General features: G+C 72.3%; 23 protein-coding genes and 1 pseudogene. 12 read left to right on the plus strand and 12 right to left on the minus strand.

Annotation, left to right across the window (positions count from 1 at the left end; genetic code table 11):
• Nucleotides 1–35: 35 nt before the first annotated feature.
• Nucleotides 36–704, plus strand: coding sequence for a hypothetical protein (locus J2Z30_RS24155; RefSeq protein ID WP_044570282.1), 669 nt, complete (start codon nt 36–38; stop codon nt 702–704).
• 147 nt (nt 705–851) lie between these two features.
• Here J2Z30_RS24155 and J2Z30_RS24160 read toward each other — a convergent pair whose 3' ends face one another.
• The 3 genes from J2Z30_RS24160 to J2Z30_RS24170 are packed head-to-tail and all read right to left on the minus strand — an operon-like array spanning nt 852 to nt 3,852.
• Nucleotides 852–2,006, minus strand: a complete 1,155-nt coding sequence (locus J2Z30_RS24160) for an Mrp/NBP35 family ATP-binding protein (RefSeq protein WP_044570280.1) — start codon at nt 2,004–2,006, stop codon at nt 852–854.
• 57 nt (nt 2,007–2,063) lie between these two features.
• Nucleotides 2,064–2,579 (minus strand): DUF1003 domain-containing protein, encoded by a 516-nt coding sequence (locus tag J2Z30_RS24165; protein ID WP_044570278.1) that lies wholly within the window; start codon nt 2,577–2,579, stop codon nt 2,064–2,066.
• On the minus strand, nt 2,569–3,852 hold the full coding sequence (locus tag J2Z30_RS24170; protein ID WP_044570276.1) for a magnesium transporter MgtE N-terminal domain-containing protein: 1,284 nt from the start codon (nt 3,850–3,852) through the stop codon (nt 2,569–2,571). Before J2Z30_RS24170 ends, J2Z30_RS24165 begins: the two co-directional genes overlap by 11 nt.
• A 200-nt stretch (nt 3,853–4,052) precedes the next feature.
• On the opposite strand from J2Z30_RS24170, the gene J2Z30_RS24175 reads away from it, so the two are divergent.
• Nucleotides 4,053–4,796 (plus strand): hypothetical protein, encoded by a 744-nt coding sequence (locus J2Z30_RS24175; RefSeq protein ID WP_044570274.1) that lies wholly within the window; start codon nt 4,053–4,055, stop codon nt 4,794–4,796.
• A 76-nt stretch (nt 4,797–4,872) separates the two neighbouring features.
• Here J2Z30_RS24175 and J2Z30_RS24180 read toward each other — a convergent pair whose 3' ends face one another.
• Entirely contained in the window at nt 4,873–5,418 is a 546-nt protein-coding gene (locus J2Z30_RS24180; protein WP_044570271.1) for a hypothetical protein, read from the minus strand.
• 84 nt (nt 5,419–5,502) lie between these two features.
• On the opposite strand from J2Z30_RS24180, the gene J2Z30_RS24185 reads away from it, so the two are divergent.
• Nucleotides 5,503–6,519, plus strand: a complete 1,017-nt coding sequence (locus J2Z30_RS24185) for a DMT family transporter (protein WP_107073287.1) — start codon at nt 5,503–5,505, stop codon at nt 6,517–6,519.
• Nucleotides 6,520–6,568: 49 nt separating this feature from the next.
• On the opposite strand, the gene J2Z30_RS24190 is transcribed toward J2Z30_RS24185, so the two are convergent.
• Nucleotides 6,569–7,669 (minus strand): magnesium and cobalt transport protein CorA, encoded by a 1,101-nt coding sequence (locus J2Z30_RS24190; protein ID WP_020868609.1) that lies wholly within the window; start codon nt 7,667–7,669, stop codon nt 6,569–6,571.
• Between the two features lie 449 nt (nt 7,670–8,118).
• Here J2Z30_RS24190 and J2Z30_RS24195 point away from each other — a divergent pair, with 449 nt between their 5' ends.
• The 4 genes from J2Z30_RS24195 to J2Z30_RS24210 all read left to right on the plus strand — a co-directional run bounded on the left by J2Z30_RS24195 (nt 8,119) and on the right by J2Z30_RS24210 (nt 11,273).
• Entirely contained in the window at nt 8,119–8,724 is a 606-nt protein-coding gene (locus tag J2Z30_RS24195; protein WP_044570269.1) for a suppressor of fused domain protein, read from the plus strand.
• A gap of 233 nt (nt 8,725–8,957) precedes the next feature.
• Nucleotides 8,958–9,599 (plus strand): DUF6758 family protein, encoded by a 642-nt coding sequence (locus J2Z30_RS24200; protein ID WP_044570266.1) that lies wholly within the window; start codon nt 8,958–8,960, stop codon nt 9,597–9,599.
• A 123-nt stretch (nt 9,600–9,722) separates the two neighbouring features.
• Nucleotides 9,723–10,577, plus strand: coding sequence for a PHP domain-containing protein (locus J2Z30_RS24205; RefSeq protein ID WP_044570264.1), 855 nt, complete (start codon nt 9,723–9,725; stop codon nt 10,575–10,577).
• Nucleotides 10,578–10,667: 90 nt separating this feature from the next.
• Nucleotides 10,668–11,273 carry a MarC family protein gene (locus J2Z30_RS24210; RefSeq protein ID WP_044570261.1) on the plus strand — a complete coding sequence of 202 codons (606 nt, stop codon included), beginning with the start codon at nt 10,668–10,670 and terminating at the stop codon, nt 11,271–11,273.
• A gap of 73 nt (nt 11,274–11,346) precedes the next feature.
• On the opposite strand, the gene J2Z30_RS24215 is transcribed toward J2Z30_RS24210, so the two are convergent.
• The gene (locus J2Z30_RS24215; RefSeq protein ID WP_209468813.1) at nt 11,347–11,499 is read right to left on the minus strand and encodes a DUF8834 family protein; all 153 of its coding nucleotides are present in this window, start codon (nt 11,497–11,499) and stop codon (nt 11,347–11,349) included.
• A 214-nt stretch (nt 11,500–11,713) separates the two neighbouring features.
• On the opposite strand from J2Z30_RS24215, the gene J2Z30_RS24220 reads away from it, so the two are divergent.
• The gene (locus tag J2Z30_RS24220; RefSeq protein ID WP_044570260.1) at nt 11,714–12,643 is read left to right on the plus strand and encodes an NYN domain-containing protein; all 930 of its coding nucleotides are present in this window, start codon (nt 11,714–11,716) and stop codon (nt 12,641–12,643) included.
• Between the two features lie 126 nt (nt 12,644–12,769).
• Here J2Z30_RS24220 and J2Z30_RS24225 read toward each other — a convergent pair whose 3' ends face one another.
• Nucleotides 12,770–13,636 carry an alpha/beta fold hydrolase gene (locus J2Z30_RS24225; RefSeq protein ID WP_044570257.1) on the minus strand — a complete coding sequence of 289 codons (867 nt, stop codon included), beginning with the start codon at nt 13,634–13,636 and terminating at the stop codon, nt 12,770–12,772.
• Nucleotides 13,637–13,759: 123 nt separating this feature from the next.
• Nucleotides 13,760–16,250: pseudogene (locus J2Z30_RS24230) on the minus strand (DEAD/DEAH box helicase).
• A 284-nt stretch (nt 16,251–16,534) separates the two neighbouring features.
• On the opposite strand from J2Z30_RS24230, the gene J2Z30_RS24235 reads away from it, so the two are divergent.
• On the plus strand, nt 16,535–17,344 hold the full coding sequence (locus J2Z30_RS24235; protein ID WP_078956653.1) for a ferritin-like fold-containing protein: 810 nt from the start codon (nt 16,535–16,537) through the stop codon (nt 17,342–17,344).
• A 192-nt stretch (nt 17,345–17,536) separates the two neighbouring features.
• Here J2Z30_RS24235 and J2Z30_RS24240 read toward each other — a convergent pair whose 3' ends face one another.
• From J2Z30_RS24240 to J2Z30_RS24255, 4 genes are all read right to left on the minus strand, one after another.
• The gene (locus J2Z30_RS24240) at nt 17,537–17,809 is read right to left on the minus strand and encodes a hypothetical protein (protein ID WP_078956652.1); all 273 of its coding nucleotides are present in this window, start codon (nt 17,807–17,809) and stop codon (nt 17,537–17,539) included.
• A gap of 204 nt (nt 17,810–18,013) precedes the next feature.
• Nucleotides 18,014–18,241 (minus strand): DUF3107 domain-containing protein, encoded by a 228-nt coding sequence (locus J2Z30_RS24245; RefSeq protein WP_020868598.1) that lies wholly within the window; start codon nt 18,239–18,241, stop codon nt 18,014–18,016.
• Between the two features lie 238 nt (nt 18,242–18,479).
• A complete protein-coding gene (locus J2Z30_RS24250) occupies nt 18,480–19,121 on the minus strand; it encodes a TetR/AcrR family transcriptional regulator (RefSeq protein WP_044570254.1) in 642 nt (213 codons plus the stop codon).
• A 137-nt stretch (nt 19,122–19,258) separates the two neighbouring features.
• Nucleotides 19,259–19,489: an Rv3202a family protein gene (locus J2Z30_RS24255; RefSeq protein ID WP_044570248.1), complete on the minus strand. Its 231-nt coding sequence runs from the start codon at nt 19,487–19,489 to the stop codon at nt 19,259–19,261.
• 250 nt (nt 19,490–19,739) lie between these two features.
• On the opposite strand from J2Z30_RS24255, the gene J2Z30_RS24260 reads away from it, so the two are divergent.
• From J2Z30_RS24260 to J2Z30_RS24265, 3 genes are all read left to right on the plus strand, one after another.
• Nucleotides 19,740–20,774 (plus strand): alpha/beta fold hydrolase, encoded by a 1,035-nt coding sequence (locus J2Z30_RS24260; protein WP_044570245.1) that lies wholly within the window; start codon nt 19,740–19,742, stop codon nt 20,772–20,774.
• 368 nt (nt 20,775–21,142) lie between these two features.
• Entirely contained in the window at nt 21,143–21,280 is a 138-nt protein-coding gene (locus J2Z30_RS52265; protein WP_372453294.1) for a hypothetical protein, read from the plus strand.
• Nucleotides 21,268–22,404, plus strand: a complete 1,137-nt coding sequence (locus J2Z30_RS24265; protein WP_372453295.1) for a DUF3152 domain-containing protein — start codon at nt 21,268–21,270, stop codon at nt 22,402–22,404. Before J2Z30_RS52265 ends, J2Z30_RS24265 begins: the two co-directional genes overlap by 13 nt.
• The last annotated feature ends 49 nt before the right edge of the window (nt 22,405–22,453 follow it).

The following is a 22,453-nucleotide window of genomic DNA, read 5'->3' on the forward strand; positions in this document are numbered from 1 at the left end:
CCACGACGCAGGGCAAACGAGGAGGCCGCGCGCACATGGAGACCACGGGTCGGCTAGGGGAACGAGGTGTGGCAGCGGCCGCGCAGGGGATGCCCGCCGACGCCCGGCGGAGCGTCGACGGCTATCTGATGGCCGCCTTCCCCTGGTACGGGCTTGACGAGGCGTTCACCGGCCCTCGCTGGCTGATGCAGGTGGGCGCGGCCGCGGACGGCATCGTCGAGTACGGCTCGACCGGCCATGGCGAGGAGCCGTCCCTGCGGGTCGAGACCGATATGGACCAGCAGCGCTTCACGGTGGTCGTCACCGTCGCCAGCCGCCCGGGGCGGGACAGCGCGGACGGCACCGGCAAGCTGGAGGCCACCTCGGTCTCCTCGGCCGCCTGGCTGGCCGGCTCCGGTCTGTTGTCGTGCACCTGGCCGACCCGCATGGAGCGGGCGCTGCGCCAGGACTGGCTGGACCAGCAGACCGCGATCGCCTGGGAGCTGGCGGACGATCTGGAGGGCGGGAGCTGGTCGCAGCTGTCGCTCCCGGTGGACGGGGTGCCGACCGACTTCCACTACCGCGAGTCGGAGTACGGCTGGGTGCTGGCCGGTACGGCGAACGAGGACGTGCACATCGGCGCGTACGGGCGCGGGATGAGCGCTTACGGCCTGGGCTTCGCCGTCGTGAAGGACATCGCCCGCTACGACGGGCGGGACGGGTAGGGGCGTACACGGCTGAGGGGCGGTTTCCCCGGGAAACCGCCCCTCAGCCGTGGGCCGCGAGCGCGTCGGCCGTAGCCCGCGAGCGCGTAGGCCGCGCGCCGCGACCAGTTCGCGAATGCGTCAGCCGCAGGTCGCGACCGCGCCCGCTCAGAACTTGTTGCGCGGGGTGACGCCCAGCGACATGCCCGCGAGGCCGCGCTGGCGGCCGCCGATCTTGCCCGCGATCGCCTTGAGCGCGCTGCCTGCCGGGGAGTCGGGGTCGGTCAGCACGACCGGCTTGCCCTCGTCGCCGCCCTCGCGCAGCCGTACGTCGATCGGGATGGCGCCCAGCACCGGCACCGTCGTACCGGTGGTCCGGCTGAGCCCGTCGGCGACCACCTGGCCACCGCCGGTGCCGAAGACGTCGACCATCTCGTCGCAGTGCGGGCAGGGCAGCCCGGACATGTTCTCCACCACGCCGACGATCTTCTGATGGGTCTGGACGGCGATGGCGCCGGCCCGCTCGGCGACCTCGGCGGCGGCCTGCTGCGGCGTGGTCACCACCAGGATCTCGGCGTTGGGCACCAGCTGGGCGACGGAGATCGCGATGTCGCCGGTGCCCGGGGGGAGGTCGAGCAGCAGCACATCGAGGTCGCCCCAGTAGACATCGGCCAGGAACTGCTGGAGTGCGCGGTGCAGCATCGGCCCGCGCCAGACCACCGGGGCGTTCCCCGGGGTGAACATCCCGATCGAGATCACCTTCACGCCGTTCGCCGACGGCGGCATGATCATGTTCTCGACCTGGGTGGGCCGTCCGTCGGCGCCCAGCATGCGCGGCACCGAGTGGCCGTAGATGTCGGCGTCCACCACGCCGACCTTGAGCCCGTCCGCGGCCAGCGCGGCGGCCAGGTTGACCGTCACCGAGGACTTGCCGACCCCGCCCTTGCCGGAGGCCACCGCGTACACCCGGGTCAGCGAGCCGGGCTTGGCGAAGGGCACCTCGCGCTCGGCCTGGCCGCCGCGCAGCGAGGTGGCCAGCTCGCGCCGCTGCTCGTCGCTCATCACCTCGAGGTCGACCGTGACTCCGGTCACACCCTCCACCCCGGCGACCGCCGTCCGCACATTGCTGGTGATCGTGTCCCGCATCGGACAGCCGGAGACCGTGAGATAGACCACCACGGCGACCGAGCCATCCGCCGCGATCTCGACGGATTTGACCATGCCGAGTTCGGTGATCGGCTTGTGGATCTCCGGGTCGTTGACCGTCGCGAGCGCGGCGCGTACCGCGTCTTCGCTCGGTGCTGGGAGGGTGTCGGTAGCCATATGGAGATGGTACGGCGCCGTGGGTGGGGTGCGGACGGCCGTCAGCGGTCGCGTTCCTCACTCGGCCGGGGTCTCGCCGTGGCCGCCCGGCCGCGGGGCGCTCCGGCCGCCGTCCGGCCCCTGGCGCAGGTCCGCCAGCTGGTCGCGGAGCCAGTCGCGGGTGGCCACCTCGCCCAGGCCCGTCCGCAGCGCCGCGATCTCCCGGGTGAGGAACTCGGTGTCGGCGATGGACCGTTCGTTCTGCTTGCGGTCCTGTTCGAGATTGACCCGGTCGCGGTCGGCCTGCCGGTACTGGGCCAGCAGGATCAGCGGGGCGGAGTACGACGCCTGGAGCGAGAGCATCAGCGTCAGGAAGATGAACGGGAACGGGTCGAACCGCAGCCGCGGCGGCGCCAGGATGTTCCAGAGCAGCCATAAGGCCACGAAGGCCGTCATCCAGGCGATGAACCGCCCGGTGCCCAGGAAGCGCGCGATCCGCTCCGACGCCTTGCCGAACGCCTCGGGGTCCCAGCGCGGCAGCGGGCTGCGGCGCCGCGCCTTGGGCCGGTCCAGACGGCCGCCGTCACCGTCCATCGGCGGCCTCCGGCAGGGCCATCCCGGCGTGCAGCTCGCGCTCCCGCCAGTCGGACGGCAGCAGATGGTCCAGGACGTCGTCGACCGTCACCGCGCCGAGCAGCGAACCGGTCTCGTCCACGACGGGCGCCGCGAGCAGGTTGTACGTGGCCAGATGGCCGGCGACGACGGGCAGCGGGGTGTCCGGCGGCAGCGTCGGCAGATCGGAGTCGACGGCCGCGCCGACGAGGGTGAACGGCGGGTCGCGCAGCAGCCGTTGGAAGTGGATGATGCCCAGATAGCGCCCGGTGGGCGTCTGGTCGGGCGGGCGGCAGACATAGACCTGGGCGGCGAGCGCGGGGGTCAGATCCTGGTCGCGCACCCGGGCGAGCGCGTCCGCGACGGTGGCGTCCGGGCGCAGCACGATCGGCTCGGTGGTCATCAGACCGCCCGCCGACCCCTCCTCGTACGACATCAGCCGCCGCATGTCCGCCGCGTCCCGGGGGCGCATCAGGTCCAGCAGCCGCTCCTTGTCGGGCTCGGGGAGCTCGGAGAGCAGATCGGCCGCGTCATCGGGGTCCATGGCCTCCAGGACGTCGGCCGCGCGCTCCTCCTTGAGCTTGCCGAGGATCTCCACCTGGTCGTCGTCGGGCAGCTCCTCCAGGACGTCCGCGAGCCGCTCGTCGTCCAGGGCGGCCGCCACCTCGCCCCGGCGCTTGGCGGACAGATGGTGCAGCACATTGGCCAGGTCGGCGGGGCGCAGCTGCTCGAAGGTGGCCAGCAGGTTCTCCGCGCCCTGCCCCTGCTCCTCCAGCGAGAAGCCGGTGACCGCCGACCAGTCCACGGTCAGCGCCTCGCCGCGGCGGCGCAGCGCGCGGGTCCTGCCGCGGCGGACGAAGACCTTGTCGACCTCCCAGTCCCGGCGTGCGGGCAGCTGGCTCATCGCCACGTCCAGGACCGTCACCGGGTCACCGGTCTCGACCAGCCGTACGGTGCGGTCGAGCAGTTCGCCGAGGACGAGGGTCTCGGTGGGGCGCTGTTCGAAGCGGCGCATGTTGAGCACACCGGTGGTGATGACCTGGCCGGACTCCACACCGGTCACCCGGGTCATGGGCAGGAAGATCCGGCGGCGGCCGACCACCTCGACCACCAGGCCGAGCACCCGCGGCGGGCGGCCGGCCAGCCGCAGCATCGCCACGACATCGCGCACCCGCCCCACCTGGTCGCCGTTCGGGTCGAAGACGGCGACGCCCGCGAGATGCGAGACGAAGACCCGGGGGGTGCCTGTCGGCATGCCCTGCCTCCCCTCGTATCTGGGGCTTCCTTATCAGGTTTCGTGGTCATTCAAGGCAATGATCCGCTCTTCACCGGGTTCAGGCTAACGTGCCCGCACCTGCCCTGCCGCCGGGCGAGGGCGCCGCGGCACCCTGCGGACACCGCGGCACGGCACCGGTACGCTGCCCTACTGCACCGGCATCAGGAGGCAGAGCGGACGTGCGCACCCGGAACAGGGCTGTCGTTGCGGCGATGTGCGCGGGGTTGGCCGCCACGCTCGCCGCGTGTGGCGGCGGCGGGGAGAAGGACCCCGACGCGGGGACGAACGGCGTGGGAAAGCTCCCCGCCACGAAGATCGAGAGCAAGGCCCGTCAGGCGGCCGGCGGCGCGAAATCGGTGCGGCTCTCCGGCAACCTCGTCACCAGTGGAGCCACCTACAAGCTGAACATGCGGCTCAACGCCGACGGCGGCACGGGCCAGGTGTCCACCAAGGGCTCCAGCTTCGAGCTGCTGCGCGTCGGCAAGGAGCTCTACCTCAAGGCCGACGCGGGCTTCTGGTCGCACGACGGCGAGAGCGGTGGCGGCGACGCGGACAACGCGGCCGGCAAGCTGGACGACAAGTATGTGAAGGTCCCCTCCGGCGACCCCTCCTACCAGCGGCTCAGCGGTTTCACCGATATGAAGCTGCTGCTCGACGGGTTGCTCGGACTGCACGGCAAGATCGCCACGGGTGACCATGGGCGGGTGGACGGCGTCCGGACGATCACCATCAGCGCCGGTAAGGCCGGTGAGGGCGGCTCGCTCGACGTGTCCCTGGAGGGAAGGCCGTATCCGCTGCGGCTGCAGCGGGCGGGCGGCGCGGGGGTGATCCGGCTCGCGGACTGGAACAAGGGCTTCGAGCTGACCGCCCCGGAGAAGGGCCATGTGCTCGACTACGGGCAGCAGATCCCGGAGACGCCGTAGGCGATCCCGGTGCCTCGCGCGGGCCAGGGCGCGTCCTTACGGTCGCCAGCCCGGTCGTCGGATGGTCGTCGGATGGCTAGGACGCGTCCTTACGGGCGTCACGGGCCCGCTTCTTGCGGCGGGCCAGGAGCCTGGGGAGCGCCGCCGGGATCGGGCGGCGGGTGGTCGCCGGAGACGGCAGCGGGGCCGCCGCCAGGGAGCCGCTGGGGTGCTCGGCGAGCGCCCCGGACGCGGGCTCCAGCCGCAGCACCCGGCATTCACGGGCCCAGCGCTCGGCGATGTGGTCGGCGTCGGCCGCGTTCAGCCGCTTGCCCTTGAGCTCGTCGACCGCCGCGGTCCACGCCTCGCCGCCCGGGGCCAGCTCGACCACCCGCGCGGACCAGCTCACCAGGCGCCCGCCCTTGTCCTTGCTGCGTGCGGTCACGGTCGCGCTGCCGCCGTCGGCCAGCCCGAGGCCCTCGAGAGGCTGCTCGTCGGGCCCGTCCCCGACGAGGCAGACCGCGCCCTCGTGCCAGATGTGCCACAGGGCGCGCGGGGCGCCCTCGGTGCCCTGGACCCAGATGAGGGCGGACTTCTTGGCCGCCTCCTCGACAAGTGCACGGTCCATCGGCGTCTGCGTCATGCCGACAGCCTAGGCCAGCCACGCCCCGTCCCAGCCCGTGAAATGTCAGTTCCGTCGCACGGCCACGCGCCTTACGCTGGCCGCGTGTCCACCGCCCGTGCCGCCCGCGTCCCAGCCTCCGCCGCCACGCCCACCGCACCCGGTGACGGTGGCCGCTTCCACAGCGGTCCGGTGGACGTCGCGCTCCTTACGGTCGCCATCGCCGGGGTCTCGCTCTCCGCCCCGCTGGCCGCCGCGACGGTGGCGCCCGCGCTCGCCATCGCCTTCTGGCGCAACGCCATGGCGGTGGGCGCGCTCACCCCGCTCGCCCTGTGGCGCCACCGGGGCGAGCTGCGCGGGATGGGCCGCCGGACGGCCCTGCTGTCGGCCGGGGCGGGGGCGCTGCTCGCGGTGCACTTCGGGGCCTGGCTGCCGAGCCTGCACATGACCTCGGTGGCCTCCTCGACCGCGCTGGTGACCACGACCCCCATCTGGACGGCGCTGTTGCTGCGGCTGCGCGGCCACCGCCCGCCCACGCTCGCCTGGCTGGGCATGGGGCTGGCGATCCTCGGTGTGGTGATCCTCACCGGGGTCGACCTGTCCGCCTCCCCACGAGCGCTGCTGGGTGACGGGCTCGCGCTGCTCGGCGGGGTCGCGGCGGCCGGGTACGTGCTGCTCGGGGCGGAGGTGCGCCGTTCGGTGAGCACCACCGCGTACGCCTACGTCTGCTACACCACCACCAGCGTGCTCCTGCTGCTGACCTGCCTGGTGGCGGGCGCGGAACTCGGCGGCTACAGCGGCACCACCTGGCTACGGCTGGCCGCGCTGACGGTCACCGCGCAGCTGCTGGGGCACACTCTCATCAACCGGGTGGTCAAGGGCCTCGGCCCGTCCGTCACCTCGACCGCGATCCTGCTGGAGACGCCGGGGGCGGCCCTGATCGCGGCCCTGTGGCTGGGCCAGATGCCGCCCGTGGCCGCCTACCCGGCGCTCGCGGTGATCCTGGTCGGACTCGCGCTGGTCATCATGGCGGACGGGAAGGGCGCGTCGAACGACCCCGGCAGAGTCGAACGATCCCGGCTGAGTCGAACGACCCTGGCTGAGTCGAAGGACCCCGGCTAACTCGCCAAGGGCCCGACCCGGCCGATGAGGGCCCGCTCGCCGTCCGGCCCTACAGCCAGCCGTTGCGCTTGAAGCCGCGGTGGATCGCGAAGCAGATGCCCACCGTGACCACGAGCACGGTCGGGTAGCCGAACTTCCAGCGCAGCTCCGGCATGTAGTCGAAGTTCATGCCGTAGATCCCCGCGATCATCGTCGGCACGGCGAAGATCGCCGCCCAGGACGTGATCTTCCGCATGTCCTCGTTCTGCGCGACCGTGGCCTGCGCCAGATTGGCCTGGAGGATCGAGTTCAGCAGGTCGTCGAAGGCCAGCACCTGCTCGTTGACCCGCGCCAGATGGTCCGCGACATCCCGGAAGTACTTCTGGATGTCCGGGTCCACCAGCCGCATCGGACGCTCGCTCAGCAGCTGCATCGGCCGCAGCAGCGGCGAGACGGCCCGCTTGAACTCCAGCACCTCGCGCTTGAGCTGGTAGATGCGGCCCGCGTCGCCGCCCCGCCGGGAGGTCGCGGCGGAGAAGACGTCGATCTCGACCTCGTCGATGTCGTCCTGGACCGCGTCGGCGACCGCGAGATAGCCGTCGACCACCTGGTCGGCGATGGCGTGCAGCACCGCCGAGGGACCCTTGGCGAGCAGCTCCGGGTCCTGCTGGAGCCGGTGGCGCAGGGCGCGCAGCGAGCCCTGGCCGCCGTGCCGGACGGTCACGATGAAGTTCCGGCCGGTGAAGCACATCACCTCACCGGTCTCCACGACCTCGCTGGTCGAGGTGAGTTCGGCGTGCTCCACGTAGTGGATGGTCTTGAAGACGGTGAAGAGGGTGTCGTCGTACCGCTCCAGCTTGGGTCGCTGGTGCGCCTGCACCGCGTCCTCGACCGCCAGTGGGTGCAGCCCGAACTCCTGGGCGATCCCCGCGAACTCGCGCTCGGTCGGCTCGTGCAGCCCGATCCAGGCGAACCCGCCCTCCTCGCGGACCCGCTCCATGGCCTTCGCCGGGCTCACGTGTTCGCTGACCCGCTTGCCGTCGCGGTAGACCCCGCAGTCGACCACGGCGCTGGTGACCGACGGGTCACGCGTCGCGTCGTAGTCGCTGGCGGTACGGGAACGGCGCAGGGCAGGCCGAACGGCTGCGCGCAGGTCACGGATCATCGACATGACGGGCTCCTTCACAGGCCGGCCGTCAGCGGCGGGCGCGCGGCGCAGCGCGGCGCCCGGAAGGTGGACGTACGACATCCCGTGCCCGTACGTCCGCAAAGCGGGCGGCGCTCCGTGCGATGGCGCTGACGGAAGGTTCTTCGGAACTGAACAAAGCGGTACGAAGGCGCTCTACCGTCAAATGCCCTGGGTGCGAGTGGGCTTCGCGTGTTTCACCGCCGAGCGGCGGGGTACGGAAGGCTCAGATCATGAAGTCGCATACCGAGGGGAAACGACGGGAGAACTGTCGGTACTGCACGGTCGACTAGGATCCACCGCAGCCCCACCTCCTCCGGCCGGTCCCCCGTGAGGGACGATCTGTAACTCCCTGGGCAGGGATTAAGGCTATCAGTCGGCAGAACCGTTACGTCGCCGCTTTGCCTGTTCGATACGCGATCTATGCTCACCGCATGTCAGACGTTCTTCAGCTGGTCGAGGCCCGGTTGATCACCGCGCTGGGCGAGCCTGACGCCCGCGCCGCCGTCACTTTCGTCGGTACGGACCGCATTGAGGTGCTGCGATTCCGCGATGAGAGCGATGTGACCCGCTACGCCACGCTCGGCATGTCGGACCATCCGATGACCAGCCCGACCGCCGCCGTCGCCGATCCGCTGCGCGGGCCGCGCGCCGAGCTGGTGCTGACCGTGAGGGCGGGCGGTTCCGGTCCCGACCTCTCCGTCCTCGACGAGGTGCTCCGCCCGCTCGCCGTGCTGGCCGCCTCGCCCCAGGTCGAGGGGGTCGTGGTGACCCCCGGCGCGTCGCTGGACCTCGGCGGGCCGCTGTGGCCCGGGGCGCCCTTCAGCTCCGTCCTCGTCGCCGAACCGGGCGGCCTGGTCGAGGACTTGGAGCTGCTGGAGCCCCTGGAGCCGGTGCGCTTCCTGCCGATGCTGCCGATGACCACGAACGAGGCGGCCTGGAAGCGGGTGCACGGCGCCGGTGCCCTCCAGGACCGCTGGCTGCGGCACGGCACGGATCTGCGCGACCCGGTGCGGACCGGGGTGCCGCTGTCGGGCTGAGATCCGTACGGAAGCCCGGCGAGGCCCGGGAGCGGGGCCGGACGGGGACCGCGGTGGGGCTCGGAAGCGAACGGCGCCGGGGCCGGAAGCGAACGGCGGCGGGGCGGGGAAGCGAACGGCGGCGGGGCCGGAACGGGGCCGCGGCGGGCCGGACGGGAACTGGTGCGGGAAGTGACCTCCGGACGGGTGATCGTCCTTGACGCGGCGACGACCGGGGAGGACCGTGGGGCCCTATGAGGGGCGAACCCAGTTGCCCGAAGTGCGGTGGCCGGGTGCGAGCGCCCGGTCTCTTCGCCGACTCCTGGCAGTGCGGCGTGCACGGTACGGTGCACCCCCTCCAGCCGGTCGTCCCGCCGAGCGTCGAAGCACTCGTGGTCGTCACCAACCGCGCCCGGGTGCCCGTATGGATGCCGTGGCCGCTGCCCGTGGGCTGGCTGTTCACCGGTGTGGGCTGCGCCGGGGACGACCGCAGCGGTGGCCGCGCCACCGCCGTGGCCTGCTCCGGCCCCGGCCCGCTGGGCGGCCCGGGTGAGCTGCTGCTGATCGCCGAGGAGTTGGGCGTCGGCCTGGGCGCGCGTTTCGCGGGCCTCCCGGGGCCCGATCCGGGGCCGGGGATGCGGGTGGACAAGCCGCCGCACGTCAAGGTGCTGGCCGCCGGCCGGCCCACCCCGCTGTGGCATGTCGAGGGCACCCCGGACGACCGCGCGGTCTTCGCGGGCGAGGCGTGCGGGCTGTGGCTGTGGGCGGTTGTCTGGCCCGAGCAGACCGGGCTGCTGATGTACGACGAGATGGTGCTCACCGATCTGCGGGACGCGGGGGCCGAGGTCGACCTGGTGCCCTGCGGGGCGCTCTCCCCGAGGCTGCTCTCACCCTGAGCCCTCTTCTCGCCGGGCTGGTGCGTCATGCACAGGTCAGGGCCGCCGACGTCGGCGGCCTCGGGCGTGGTTATGCTGGGGCGTCCCCTCGGTCCATCCCGAACGCAGCTTGGAGCCCGTGCCGTGCGCATCGATCTGCACACCCACTCCACTGCGTCGGACGGTACGGACACCCCCGCCGAGCTGGTACGGAACGCCGCCGCCCAGGGTCTGGACGTCGTCGCGCTCACCGACCACGACACCGTCGGCGGCCATGAGGAGGCGACGAAGGCGCTGCCCTCCGGGCTGACGCTGGTCACCGGCGCCGAGCTGTCCTGCCGTCTCAACGGGGTCAGCCTGCACATGCTGGCGTACCTCTTCGACCCGGCCGAGCCCGAGCTGGCGCGCGAGCGCGAGCTGGTGCGCGACGACCGGGTGCCCCGGGCCCAGGCGATGGTCGCGAAACTGCGCGAGCTGGACGTGCCGATCACCTGGGAGCGGGTGGCGGAGATCGCCGGGGACGGGGCCGTCGGACGGCCGCACATCGCCACCGCGCTGGTCGAGCTGGGCGTCGTGGAGAGCGTCTCGGACGCCTTCACCCAGGACTGGCTGGCCGACGGCGGCCGGGCGCATGTGGAGAAGCACGAGCTGGACCCGTTCGAGGCGATCCGGCTGGTCAAGGGCGCTGGCGGGGTCACGGTCTTCGCGCATCCGCTGGCCGTCAAGCGCGGCCAGTGCGTCCCGGAGAGCGCGATCGGCGAGCTGGCGGCGGCGGGCCTCGACGGTATCGAGGTCGACCATATGGACCACGCCGAGGACACCCGTGCCCGGCTGCGAGGTCTCGCCGCCGAGCTCGGCGTGCTCACCACCGGCTCCAGCGACTATCACGGCAGCCGTAAGACCTGTCGGCTCGGCGAGTACACGACCGACCCCGAGATCTACGGGGAGATCGTGCGCCGGGCGACCGGCGCCTTCCCGGTGCCGGGCGCGGGCGGCTGAGCCCCCGCTTCTCCCTCTGCTCCGTCTTCCCTCCGTTTCCCTTACCGCATCAGCACCGCACCGCTGCTCGTCCCCGCAAGGTCATTCACCGTGTTCGACGTCGCCGTCTTCGGCTCCCTCTTCCTCACTCTGTTCGTGATCATGGACCCGCCGGGCATCACACCCATCTTCCTGGGGCTGACCTCGGGCCGCCCTGCCAAGGTGCAGCGCAGGATGGCGGGCCAGGCGGCGGCCGTCGCCTTCGGCGTCATCGCCGTCTTCGGCATCGGGGGTCAGCAGATCCTCGACTATCTGCATGTCTCGGTCCCCGCCCTGATGATCGCGGGCGGGCTGCTGCTCCTGCTGATCGCGCTCGATCTGCTCACCGGTAAGAACGACGAGCCGACCCAGACCAAGGACGTCAATGTCGCGCTCGTCCCGCTCGGTATGCCGCTGCTGGCCGGGCCGGGCGCGATCGTCTCGGTGATCCTCGCCGTCCAGCACGCGCGTGGGATCGGCGATCAGGTGGCGGTGTGGACCGCGATCGCGGCCATGCATGGCGTGCTCTGGGTCACCATGCGCTACTCGCTGCTGATCATCCGCGTGATCAAGGAGGGGGGAGTGGTGCTGGTCACCCGGCTGTCCGGCATGATGCTCTCCGCCATCGCGGTCCAGCAGATCATCAACGGCGTCATCCAGGTGGCCCACACCGCCTGATACGCGCGAGCGCCCCCGTACCGTCTGTACGGGGGCGCTCGGCGCTCTGTGCTGCTGGGAGGGCCTTACGGCACTACCGGGCGGCGGTGTCGGCTGGACGGATGTAGATGCGCTGGCCGATTGCGGCGGCCTGCTGCACGATCCGGTTGACGGAGGCGGCGTCTACGACGGTGCTCTCGATGGCGGTGCCATCGATGTCGTCAAGGCGCATGATCTCGAAGCGCAAGGCTTCTCCCTTCGTCTGATCCTCCTGAAGGAGAACTGATGTGTACGGAGTCGCGCAGCGTCGCTGCCGCGCCCTCCTGTACGTGTTCAACCAGAGGGTCCCCCGAAAACATTCCCTACGCTAATAAAATTTTTTCGCAGCCTAAGTATCCGCTGGTAGCCGGGGCGGGGTCCGGTTGTGCCCCTCACGGAGCCGCCCGGAGAATGAACCGCGTATGAGTGAGACCATGCCTCCGGGCCAACAAGACCTCGCCTCGATCGTCGCGGGCATCGAGCGCACGAACGAGCTGCTGCAGCGCGTACTCGCCGAGGTCGCGACCACGCCCTCGACTCACGCGATCTTCGTGGACGCGGGGTATGTCTATGCGGCCGCCGGGCGGCTGGTCGCGGGCACGGAGGACCGCCGGGCGTTCGAGCTGGACGCCGAGGGGCTCATCGAGGCGTTCATCGACAAGGCGCGCACGATCTTCCCGGACAGCAGGCTGCTGCGCGTCTACTGGTTCGACGGCGCCCGGCGCCGGATCCACACCCCGGAGCAGCAGGGCATCGCCGAACTGCCCGACGTCAAGGTCCGGCTCGGCAACCTCAACGCCAACAACCAGCAGAAGGGCGTCGACTCGCTCATCCGCTCCGACCTGGAGTCCCTCGCCCGCCACCGCGCCATCGGCGACGCCGTGCTCATCGGCGGCGACGAGGACCTGGTCTCCGCCGTCGAGGCGGCCCAGGGCTACGGAGCACGCGTCCACCTCTGGGGCATCGAGGCCCTCGACGGGCGCAACCAGGCCGAGCCGCTGCTGTGGGAGGTCGACAGCCAGCGCACCTTCGACCTCGACTTCTGCAAGCCGTATGTCACCCGGCGCGCCACCGGCTACGAGCCGAACGGCGACGCGCCCCTGTGCGGGCCCGCCCCGACCCGGGACGAGGTGCGCTTCGTCGGGGCGCGGATCGCCGCTCAGTGGCTGTCCTCACGCGGCCGTGAGACCCTCGCGGAGCTGCTGCCGGGCCATCCGTATCTGCCCGGCTCCGTGGACCAGGAACTGCTGATCGACGCGGAGGGGCTGCTGCGGCTCTCGCTGCGCGCCCACGCCGATCTGCGGCGGGCCCTGCGGGACGGCTTCTGGGAGCATCTGCAGGCGCAGTACTGAGCCCGTCGGGGCTCGGGGCGGGCTTCGGGCTCAGCCGATGTCTCAGCGCCAGGCCCGCGTCCTACGACGTCTTAGTGCCCAGCCCACCTAGTGCTCAGCCCACTTAGTGCTCAGCCCACTCAGTGATCAGCCCACGTCGCGCCAGAAGGAGATCAGGGCGTCGGCGGTGGGATGGGCCCGCTCGGCGTTGGGGGAGTGCCCGGCCCCCTCGATCACGGTCCGGCGGGCGGCCAGCCGTCCGGCCATCTCGTCCATCAGCGGCACCGGCCAGGCGTAGTCCGCCTCGCCCGACAGCACATGGACGCGCAGCCGCAGCGCCGCCAGCTCATCGACCCGGTCCGGCTCGTCGGACAGCTGCCGCCCGGTGACGATCAGCTGCTCCGGGACGGTCCCCAGCCAGCGCTGGTGCAGGAACTCGGCCACCCCGGGCGGTGTCGACTCATCGGCGGCCTCGGGCGGATCCAGCTCGCGCATCGCCTGCCATACGGATTCCATGTCCATCACGGTCAGCGCGTCGATCAGCAGCTTGATCCGGGCGCGCTGCGGGGCGGAGATGGCCGCCGGGCCGGAACTCATGATCGTCAGCGAGGTGAACGCCCCCGGGTCGCGCAGTGCGGCGGTCCGCGCGATCAGCCCGCCGAGCGAATGCCCGAGCACATGGACGGGATCCTCGGTCGCCGCGCTCAGGGCGGTGACCTGCGCGAGCAGATCCTGCGCCAGCTCGTCCTGAGCGTACGCGGCCTCCTTACGGGGGCCAGGGCTCTCGTGCTGCCCCCGGCCGTCGACGGCGACGGCCCGGAAACCGGCCGCGGCGAGCGGCTCCAGCAGCGCGATGAAGTCCTCCTTGCTCCCGGTGAACCCCGGGACCAGCAGGACGGTCCCGCGCGCCGCCGAAGCGGGCCGCGCGTCATGGACGGCGAACTCGCCGCGCGCGGTCCGGAGGCGGTACGCACGGGCGCTCGCGGGCAATGTGAGAAAGGGCGGCCTGCTCATGGGACGAGGCTATACAGCCCGCGGGAAACGGCACATGAACGCCCAGGGGCCCGTCCCGCGGTGTCGCGGAACGGGCCCCTGGGCGTGTTGCCGTGGCGTGGCGCCGTGTGCCGTTGTGCCGGGTCAGCCCTCGACCGTGGCCTCGACGGTCTCGGCCGCCTTGGCGCGCGTACGGCGCCGCGGCTTGGCGGCCTCGTCACCGTCGGCGGCCTCGGTGGTGCCTTCGGCACTCGCGACGGCGGCTTCCGCGGCCTTCGTCGCCTTGGCGCGGGTGCGCCGCGGCTTGGCGGGAGCCTCGGCGGCCTCCGCCTCCGGTTGCGGCTGCGCGTCGACGGTGTCGGCCTTGGCGGCGGCGCGAGTGCGACGCCGGGGCTTGGCCTCCTCCGTCGTCCCTTCGGCCGTCTCGACGGCGGCTTCGGCCGTCTCGGTGGCCTTACGGGTGCGGCGGCGGGGCTTGGCGGGGGCCTCGGCGGCCTCGGCGGCGTTCACCGCGTCCGTCGCGCCTTCGGCCGTCTCCACGGCGGCCTGGGCTGCCTCGGTGGCCTTACGGGTGCGACGCCGGGGCTTGGCCTCCTCCGCCGTGCCTTCGGCCGTCTCGACGGCGGCTTCGGCCGTCTCGGTGGCCTTACGGGTGCGGCGGCGGGGCTTGGCCGGGGCCTCGGCGGTCTCGGCGGCGTTCACCGGTTCCGTGATGCCCTCAGTGGTGCCCTCGGCCGTCTCGACGGCCTCCGCGGCCTTGGCGCGGGTGCGGCGGCGCGGCTTCGCGGGGGTCTCCACGGCCTCCGGAGCCTCCGCCGTCGGCACGGCCGTCACTGCGGCTTCCGCCGCCTCGGCGGCGGGCGCGGACTCCTCTGTGGCGCCCTCGGTGCCCTCAGCCGTCTCGACAGCCGTTATGGCCGCCTCGGCGGTCCTCGCGCCCCGTGTGCGGCGGCGACGCGGCTTGGCGGTGGCGGCGGCCTCGGCGGGCTCCGCCTCCGGCTTGGCCGCCTCCGTCGTGTCGACGGCGGCCGTGGCCGCCTCGGAGCCGGCCGTCGCCGTGCCGCCGCGCATACGACGGCGTCGGCGGGGCCGACGGGGCTCGGTGGCGCCCTCGGCGGTGTCGGCGGCGGACTCGGCCGCCTCCGCGCTCTCCGGGGCGCTCGCGCCGTCCAGGCTCATACCGCCACGGGTGCGGCGCCGGGTGCGGCGGTTGCGCGCGGGGCGCTCCTCCGCGGCCGGGGCGGCGGCCCGGCGGCCGCGGCCCCCGCGGCCGCCGGTCTCGCCCAGGTCCTCCACCTCTTCGGCGGCGAGCCCGGCCCGGGTGCGCTCGGCACGCGGGAGCACACCGGTGATGCCCTGGGGGATGCTCAGCAGCTCGTAGAGGTGGTCGGAGGTGGAGTACGTCTCCTCCGGGTCGTTGAACGGCAGGTCCAGCGCCTTGTTGATCAGCTGCCAGCGCGGAATGTCGTCCCAGTCGACGAGCGTGATCGCGATGCCCGAGGCGCCCGCGCGACCCGTACGGCCGATGCGGTGCAGATAGGTCTTCTCGTCCTCGGGCGACTGGTAGTTGATCACATGCGTGACGCCCTCGACGTCGATACCGCGCGCGGCGACGTCGGTGCACACCAGCACATCGACCTTGCCATTGCGGAAGGCGCGCAGGGCCTGCTCGCGCGCCCCCTGGCCGAGGTCGCCGTGGACCGCGCCGGATGCGAAGCCACGGCGCGAGAGCTGATCGGCGATGTCGGCGGCGGTGCGCTTCGTACGGCAGAAGATCATCGCGAGGCCGCGGCCATCGGCCTGGAGCACTCGCGCCACGACCTCCGGCTTGTCCATGGAGTGGGCGCGGAAGACATGCTGCGTGATGTTGGCCACGGTCGCGCCCTCGTCGTCCGGCGCGGTGGCACGGATGTGCGTGGGCTGCGACATGTAGCGCCGGGCCAGCGAGATGACCTGGCCCGGCATGGTGGCCGAGAAGAGCATCGTCTGGCGTCTGGCGGGCAGCAGCTGGATGATCTTCTCGACGTCGGGCAGGAAGCCCAGGTCGAGCATTTCGTCGGCCTCGTCCAGGACGAGCGCCTTGACGGAGGAGAGCCGCAGCTTCTTCTGGCCCGCGAGGTCCAGCAGCCGGCCCGGGGTGCCGACGACCACGTCGACGCCCTTCTTGAGGGCCTCGACCTGCGGTTCGTAGGCGCGGCCGCCGTAGATCGACAGGACGCGGACGGCGCGGACCTTACCGGCGGTCAGCAGGTCGTTGGTCACCTGCTGGCACAGCTCGCGGGTGGGGACGACCACGAGCGCCTGTGGGGCGTCGGTCAGCTGCTCGGGCTTGGCCCGGCCGGCCTCGACGTCCGCGGGGACGACGACGCGCTCCAGCAGGGGGAGGCCGAAGCCCAGCGTCTTGCCGGTGCCGGTCTTGGCCTGGCCGATGACGTCGGTGCCGGAGAGGGCGACCGGAAGCGTCATCTCCTGGATGGGGAACGGGGACGTGATGCCGACGGCTTCCAGGGCCTCGGCAGTCTCGGGGAGGATCCCGAGTTCTCGGAAGGTGGTCAGGATGCTTGCCTCTTCTGTGAGCGCGGCGGGAGGCGGCGAAGGGGGTCGCACGGCGCCCAGGTGCACCGGCCTTGGGGATGGCCGATTCGGCGCGGGACCACGGCCTTCGCTCGAGCGCACACGCCGCGAGCGGGTCCCTCCTGCCATGCGCACAGGTGATGCGCGCCGCGCGGAGGGCGGTCGGGTTTGGAGCCGATCGGGCCACCGACCGGGCATCCGCATTCGTGGAACAACCCGCCGATACTCGACGGGCGCATTTATCACTGTACCCCGTAAGCGCGCATCTGTGACCGGGCTGTCCGATGCGGGGCATCCGTGGGCATGGCTGACCAGGGCCTTCCCCGGGGCGCGGAGCGGGCTATTGTGCGCTCCATGGAGACGCCTGACACGCCTGAGACGCCCGCCGCCACCACCGGGGACCGCGCCGGGGACGACGCAGCTCCGGGGAAGGGCGGCGGGGAGAAGGCCCCGGAGCCCACCGGGATCGCCGCCCAGGACTGGGACACGGCGTCCGCCGTTCCGCAGTACCGGGCCGCAGTGGTGGATCTGCTCGGCGCTCTCGCGTACGGCGAGCTGGCCGCCTTCGAGCGGCTGGCGGAGGATGCGAAGCTCGCGCCCACCCTCGAGGACAAGGCGGAGCTGGCGAAAATGGCGTCCGCCGAGTTCCACCACTTCGAGCGGCTTCGGGGGCGGCTCTCGGCGATCGGCGAGGAGCCGACGGAGGCGATGGAGCCGTTCGCGGCGGCGCTGGACGGGTTCCACCGTCAGACCGCGCCGTCCGACTGGCTGGAGGGCCTGGTCAAGGCGTATGTGGGCGACTCGATCGCCAGTGACTTCTACCGCGAGGTCGCGGCCCGGCTGGACTCCGACACCCGCGATCTGGTGCTCCAGGTGCTCGACGACACCGGCCACGCCTCGTTCGCGATCGAGAAGGTACGGGCCGCGATCGAGGCCGATCCGCGGGTCGGCGGGCGGCTGGCGCTGTGGGCGCGGCGGCTGATGGGCGAGGCGCTGTCGCAGGCCCAGCGGGTGGTCGCGGACCGCGACGCGCTCTCCACGATGCTGGTCGGCGGGCTGGCCGACGGCTTCGACCTGGCGGAGGTGGGCCGGATGTTCTCCCGGATCACCGAGGCCCACACCAAGCGGATGGCCGCCCTGGGGCTCTCCGCCTAGGTTCGAACGACCGCGGAACGACTGGGGAACGACCGCGGAACGGCTGCGGAACGGCTGGGAACGACTACGGAACGGGGGGCTCCGGCGGCTGATGCCGGTCCGGAGCCCGGCAGGAAAGGGCCCAAGGGCCTGGGCTCACGGCCCTGCGTCTACGGGCCTATGGCCTTACGCCGGGACCGAGCGCCGACCGCCTTACGCCGGGACCGAGCGCCGACGGCGCGTCCTGGCCGGGCGGATGAGCAGCGACAGCAGCGCCGCCGCGAAGCCGAGCGCGACGACCAGCACGGCCGTCGTGTGCCCCGAGCCCAGCACCGTATGGGTCAGCAGAGCGCCCAGAAGCGCGGCGGCGGGGCCGGTGGAGAGGACGAGGGGCCGCGCGGGCAGCCTTCGGGGGAGCCGGTGGAGCGCCCCGTACGCGATGACGAGACCGATCAGTACCGAGGCGAGCGCTTCCCAGAACAGCATTGGCGCGTCCTTCCCGTGAGCGGACCGGGACCGATACGTGATCACGAGTCGGTCACGCCCGTCCTACCCGTGCCCGACCGGAGGCAACCCTGTCCATGGGGGCGCTCTGTGGCGCAGGTCGAGCCGGGGGCGTGCGTGCGAGCGCAAACAGCGGCGGGGTCCGGTGGTCTTGTTCCACCGGACCCCGCCGCTGTGGGTGAATCCTCAGGCCGCGCCGAAACCGACCTTGCGGGCGGACGGCTCGCCGAGCTCGACGTAGGCGAGCCGGTCGGACGGCACCAGGACCTTGCGGCCGTGGGCGTCCTCCAGGGTCAGCACCTGAGCCTTGCCGCCGAGTGCCTCGGCCACCAGGCGCTCGACCTCCTCGGCAGACTGCCCGCTCTCCAAGGTGATCTCGCGGGGCGCGTGCTGCACGCCGATCTTGACCTCCACGGCCTTGTCCCTCCGACGGTCAACTGGGGTAGCGCGGCCATCCGCGCTGTACCCAGCACACACTAGCCGGGCCGGAACACCCGCCGGGGGCCGCGGGCGCACGCCGGCAGCGAACACGGCCGCCGCCGCGGACACGCCTCTTCGCGGCCGGGAACGGTCTCCCGGCCGCTGAGTGGCCGTGCCCATCCGCCCCGCCGCGCTCAGCGGTCCGCTCAGCGGGTCCGCTCGGCGGTCCCGCTCAGTGGCCGCCCTCGGACCCGTGCAGCGGGAAGCCCGCGATACCCCGCCAGGCCAGCGAGGTGAGCAACTGCACAGCGGTGTCCCGCGGCACGGCGCTCTCGCTGGAGAGCCAGTAGCGCGCGACCACCTGGGACACCCCGCCGAGGCCCACGGCCAGCAGCATCGACTCGTCCCGGGACAGCCCGGTGTCCTCGGCGATGACCTCGCAGATCGCCTCGGCGCACTGCAGCGAGACGCGGTCCACGCGCTCGCGCACCGCGGGCTCGTTGGTCAGATCGGACTCGAAGACGAGCCGGAAGGCGCCGCCTTCCTCCTCGACGTAGGCGAAGTACGCCTCCATGGTCGCCGCGACGCGCTGCTTGTTCTCGGTGGTCGAGGCGAGCGCGGTGCGCACCGCCTGGAGCAGGGCGTCGCAGTGCTGGTCGAGCAGGGCCAGATACAGCTCCAGCTTGCCCGGGAAGTGCTGGTACAGCACCGGCTTGCTGACCCCGGCGCGCTCGGCGATGTCGTCCATCGCGGCCGCGTGGTAGCCCTGCGCGACAAAGACCTCCTGAGCCGCCCCCAGCAGCTGATTACGTCGGGCTCGGCGCGGCAGGCGCGTACCCCGTGGGCGCGCCTCGGTCTGCTCGATGGCTGTCACGCCGCCTCCCAATGAATGATCCCTGTGCACGATGTCCATCGCGCCCGCCATCGTACTTTTGGGTAACAGTGCGGCGCGCTGTTCGTGCGGAGAATTTCATGTACCGGACTCTATGAAAAGCCCATAAATGACGCTGGTCACCGGTAGTCCTCTTCGTTCTCCTCGACGATCCGTGCCTGTTCCGCCCGGTCGGCCTCGTTGGCTTCCATGGACTCGTCGGCCCTGGGCCGTTCGTCGCGGTGGAAGATCACCTCGCGGTGCTGTTCGACGGCATCCGCCTCGGGAGCCTCGACGTCGCGCGCGGCGGTCTCGTCGGTGTTCTCCACGGAGTCCTCGAAGGTGTCGGGGTCGGTTGGGTCGATGGACATGTACTCCCCTTCCCTGTTCCCTGTGGCGGCTTCGCACCGGTGGTTCGCCAGTGGTGGGCGCCAGTGATGGGTTCCCACTTACGGCGGCTTTCCACCGACGGCTGCCCAATGGCGGCCAACCGGTGGTGAGCCAGTGGCAAGGTGATCGCCCCTGTGACTTACGAGCCTAGGAGAGGTCACTTTCGGACGCTACGTGGTCTGTAAGCGTGAACACACGGTCGCGCGCGTGATCGTCTCGTAACATTGCCGCATGTCTTCGACAGAGCCGCCGGAAGCCCGCATCGTCGCAGCGGTGCCGCCCGCGAGGACCGTGCGGGTCGGAGCGGGGGAGAAGCTGCGGACCGCCGCCCTTCCGGGGCTCACGATGACCGTGCGCTGCCGCCCGCCGTCCGCCTCCGGGCTGCCGCCCGCGCTCTTCGTCCACGGCCTCGGCGGCTCCTCGCAGAACTGGTCCGCGCTCATGGAGCTGCTCGCCGACCGGGTGGAGGGCGAGGCGCTCGACCTCCCCGGCTTCGGCGACTCCCCGCCGCCGGACGACGGCAACTACTCGATAACCGGCCATGCCCGTACCGTGATCCGCTATCTCGACGCGCAGGCCCGCGGACCGGTCCATCTGGTCGGCAATTCGATGGGCGGCGCGATCGCCACCCGCGTCGCGGCGGTGCGGCCCGATCTGGTGCGCACCCTCACGCTCGTCTCGCCCGCGCTGCCCGAGCTGCGCCCGCAGCGCACCGCGGTGCCGACCGGCCTGCTCGCGGTGCCCGGGGTGACCCGGCTGTTCACCCGCTTGACCAGGGACTGGGACGCGGAGCGGCGCACCCGCGAGGTGATGATGCTCACCTTCGGCGATCCGTCCCTGGTCACCCGGGAGGATTTCGCCTACGCGGTGGAGGAGTTCGAACGCCGGCTCACCCTTCCGTACTTCTGGGACGCGCTCACCCGCTCGGCACGCGGTGTCGTCGACTCGTACACCCTGGGCGGCCAGCACTCCCTGTGGCGTCAGGCCGAGCGGGTGCTCGCCCCGACGCTGCTCGTCTACGGCGGCCGCGACCAGTTGGTGTCCGTAAGGATGGCGGATCGGGCCAACGCCACCTTCCGCGACTCGCGTCTGTTGACGCTGTTGGACGCCGGGCATGTCGCGATGATGGAGTATCCCGAGGCGGTGGCGCGCGGGATGCGCGAGCTGCTCGACGACGTTGATCAACGAGATGGCCGGGACAGCCGGGAGGCGCGGGGGGCCGTACCGGTGTCCGGCGCGGACGGGAGCGGTGCGGCGCGTGGGTAAACACAGCGCACGTGGCAGCCAGGAGGGCCGGGAGCGCCGGTCCGCCGCGGCGGGCTCCGGCCAGGGGCAGGGCTCGGGCCCCGAGTTCGTCGAGTACAGCGCGTCCGGTGAGGCCCCCGCGGCCGACGGCGGCAGACCGGGGACCGGGCGCCGCCGGGCCGCACCGGGGCCCGGCGCCCCGGATCCCGGGGGCACCCCGCCGCAGGGTGTGCCCAGGCTGCCTTACGGAGCCGGCGGGCCCGCGGCGCGCACCAGAGGCGGCCATCCCGAGCAGCGCGAGGCGGGTGGCGGCTGGGGCGCGGTCGGCGGCCGCGGCGGCGGTCCGGGCGGGGTCAGAGGCCCCGGTGGACCCGGCGGTCCTGGCAGTCTTGGCGGACCCGGCGGTCCTGGTGGCCGCGGTGGACCTGGCGGTCCTAGTGGCCGCGGTGGTCCCGGTGGTCCCGGCGGTCCTGGTGGCCGGGGCGGTCCCGGCGGTCAGCGGCCCCCTTACGGCATGCGCACCATGAACCCGCCGCAGCGCCCGACCACGGGCGGCACGGGCGGCACGGGTGGCGCGGCCGGTCTGATGCCCGGCCCGCGCAAGGAGTACATCGAGGCGTTCGACACCCCCGACGCCCTGGACTGCGACGGCGACGACGTCTTCGCCGCCGGTGCGCCGGGCGGCGTGCCCCCGCAGCGCCGTACGCGGCGGACGGCCACCCCCTCAGGGGGGATCGGCGGCGGTTCTGGCGGCGACGGCGGGAGCGGGCCGGACGACGATGAGCAGGAGCCCCCGGGCAAGGGGGCGCGCGGTGTCACCAAGGGCGGTAAGGGGCGGACGTTCACCGGTGTCGCCGCGGCGGCCGTGACCACCGTGCTGGCCGTCGTGGTGGCCGGACAGGTCGCGAGCGGACCGCAGGGCGGCGGCGGTAAGACGCAGGCCCGGGGCGGCTCGGAGCGCGGCGACGACGCCGCCTCCCGTGGCGCCCGCGACTCCCAGGCCGACGACGGCCGCGGTGCGGCCCGCTCGGCGAACTCGCCCGCCCCCGTCACCTATGACGAGAAGATGGCGGCCCTCTTTCCGCTCGACGCCAAGCTGCGCGGATCCGGCGCCTTCCAGACCGTCGCCGGGCGCGACAAGGCGCCCGGCCGCGGCCAGGTGCTGCGCTACCGCGTCGATGTGGAGAAGGGACTGCCGCTCGACGGTGAGCTGTTCGCCGAGGCCGTGCACAAGACGCTGAACGACGAGCGCAGTTGGGGGCACGGCGGCGTTCGCACCTTCGAGCGGGTCTCGTCCGGGCATGCGGACTTCGTGATCACCCTCGCGAGCCCCGGGACCACGGCGGCGTGGTGCGCCAAGTCCGGCCTGGACACCACCGAGGACAACGTCTCCTGCGACTCGGCGTCCACCGAGCGCGTCATGATCAACGCCTATCGGTGGGCGCAGGGTGCCAAGACCTTCGGCGACGACAAGATGCACTCCTACCGTCAGATGCTCATCAACCACGAGGTGGGCCACCGCCTCGGCCACAACCACGAGATCTGCTCCAAGCAGGGCGCGCTCGCGCCGGTGATGATGCAGCAGACCAAGTTCCTGTCGACGGACGGCGCCACCTGCCGCCCCAACGCCTGGCCGTTCCCCAAGGGCTGACGGGCCCGTACCGGCCCATATAGCGCCTCGCAACGTCTGAATTCCCGAT

This window comes from Streptomyces iranensis, from assembly GCF_017874715.1.
GTDB classification, from domain to species: Bacteria; Actinomycetota; Actinomycetes; order Streptomycetales; family Streptomycetaceae; genus Streptomyces; species Streptomyces iranensis.

Excerpts from the sequence above, each read along its gene's own strand:
- J2Z30_RS24255 (WP_044570248.1), bottom strand. The coding sequence starts at position 19,489 with ATGTCCATCGACCCAACCGACCCCGACACCTTCGAGGACTCCGTGGAG.
- J2Z30_RS24155 (WP_044570282.1), top strand. The coding sequence starts at position 36 with ATGGAGACCACGGGTCGGCTAGGGGAACGAGGTGTGGCAGCGGCCGCG.
- J2Z30_RS24160 (WP_044570280.1), bottom strand. The coding sequence starts at position 2,006 with ATGGCTACCGACACCCTCCCAGCACCGAGCGAAGACGCGGTACGCGCC.
- J2Z30_RS24225 (WP_044570257.1), bottom strand. The coding sequence starts at position 13,636 with ATGAGCAGGCCGCCCTTTCTCACATTGCCCGCGAGCGCCCGTGCGTAC.
- J2Z30_RS24260 (WP_044570245.1), top strand. The coding sequence starts at position 19,740 with ATGTCTTCGACAGAGCCGCCGGAAGCCCGCATCGTCGCAGCGGTGCCG.
- J2Z30_RS24220 (WP_044570260.1), top strand. The coding sequence starts at position 11,714 with ATGAGTGAGACCATGCCTCCGGGCCAACAAGACCTCGCCTCGATCGTC.
- J2Z30_RS24240 (WP_078956652.1), bottom strand. The coding sequence starts at position 17,809 with ATGCTGTTCTGGGAAGCGCTCGCCTCGGTACTGATCGGTCTCGTCATC.
- J2Z30_RS24180 (WP_044570271.1), bottom strand. The coding sequence starts at position 5,418 with ATGACGCAGACGCCGATGGACCGTGCACTTGTCGAGGAGGCGGCCAAG.
- J2Z30_RS24265 (WP_372453295.1), top strand. The coding sequence starts at position 21,268 with ATGCGCACCATGAACCCGCCGCAGCGCCCGACCACGGGCGGCACGGGC.
- J2Z30_RS24190 (WP_020868609.1), bottom strand. The coding sequence starts at position 7,669 with ATGTCGATGATCCGTGACCTGCGCGCAGCCGTTCGGCCTGCCCTGCGC.
- J2Z30_RS24200 (WP_044570266.1), top strand. The coding sequence starts at position 8,958 with ATGAGGGGCGAACCCAGTTGCCCGAAGTGCGGTGGCCGGGTGCGAGCG.
- J2Z30_RS24195 (WP_044570269.1), top strand. The coding sequence starts at position 8,119 with ATGTCAGACGTTCTTCAGCTGGTCGAGGCCCGGTTGATCACCGCGCTG.
- J2Z30_RS24170 (WP_044570276.1), bottom strand. The coding sequence starts at position 3,852 with ATGCCGACAGGCACCCCCCGGGTCTTCGTCTCGCATCTCGCGGGCGTC.
- J2Z30_RS24165 (WP_044570278.1), bottom strand. The coding sequence starts at position 2,579 with ATGGACGGTGACGGCGGCCGTCTGGACCGGCCCAAGGCGCGGCGCCGC.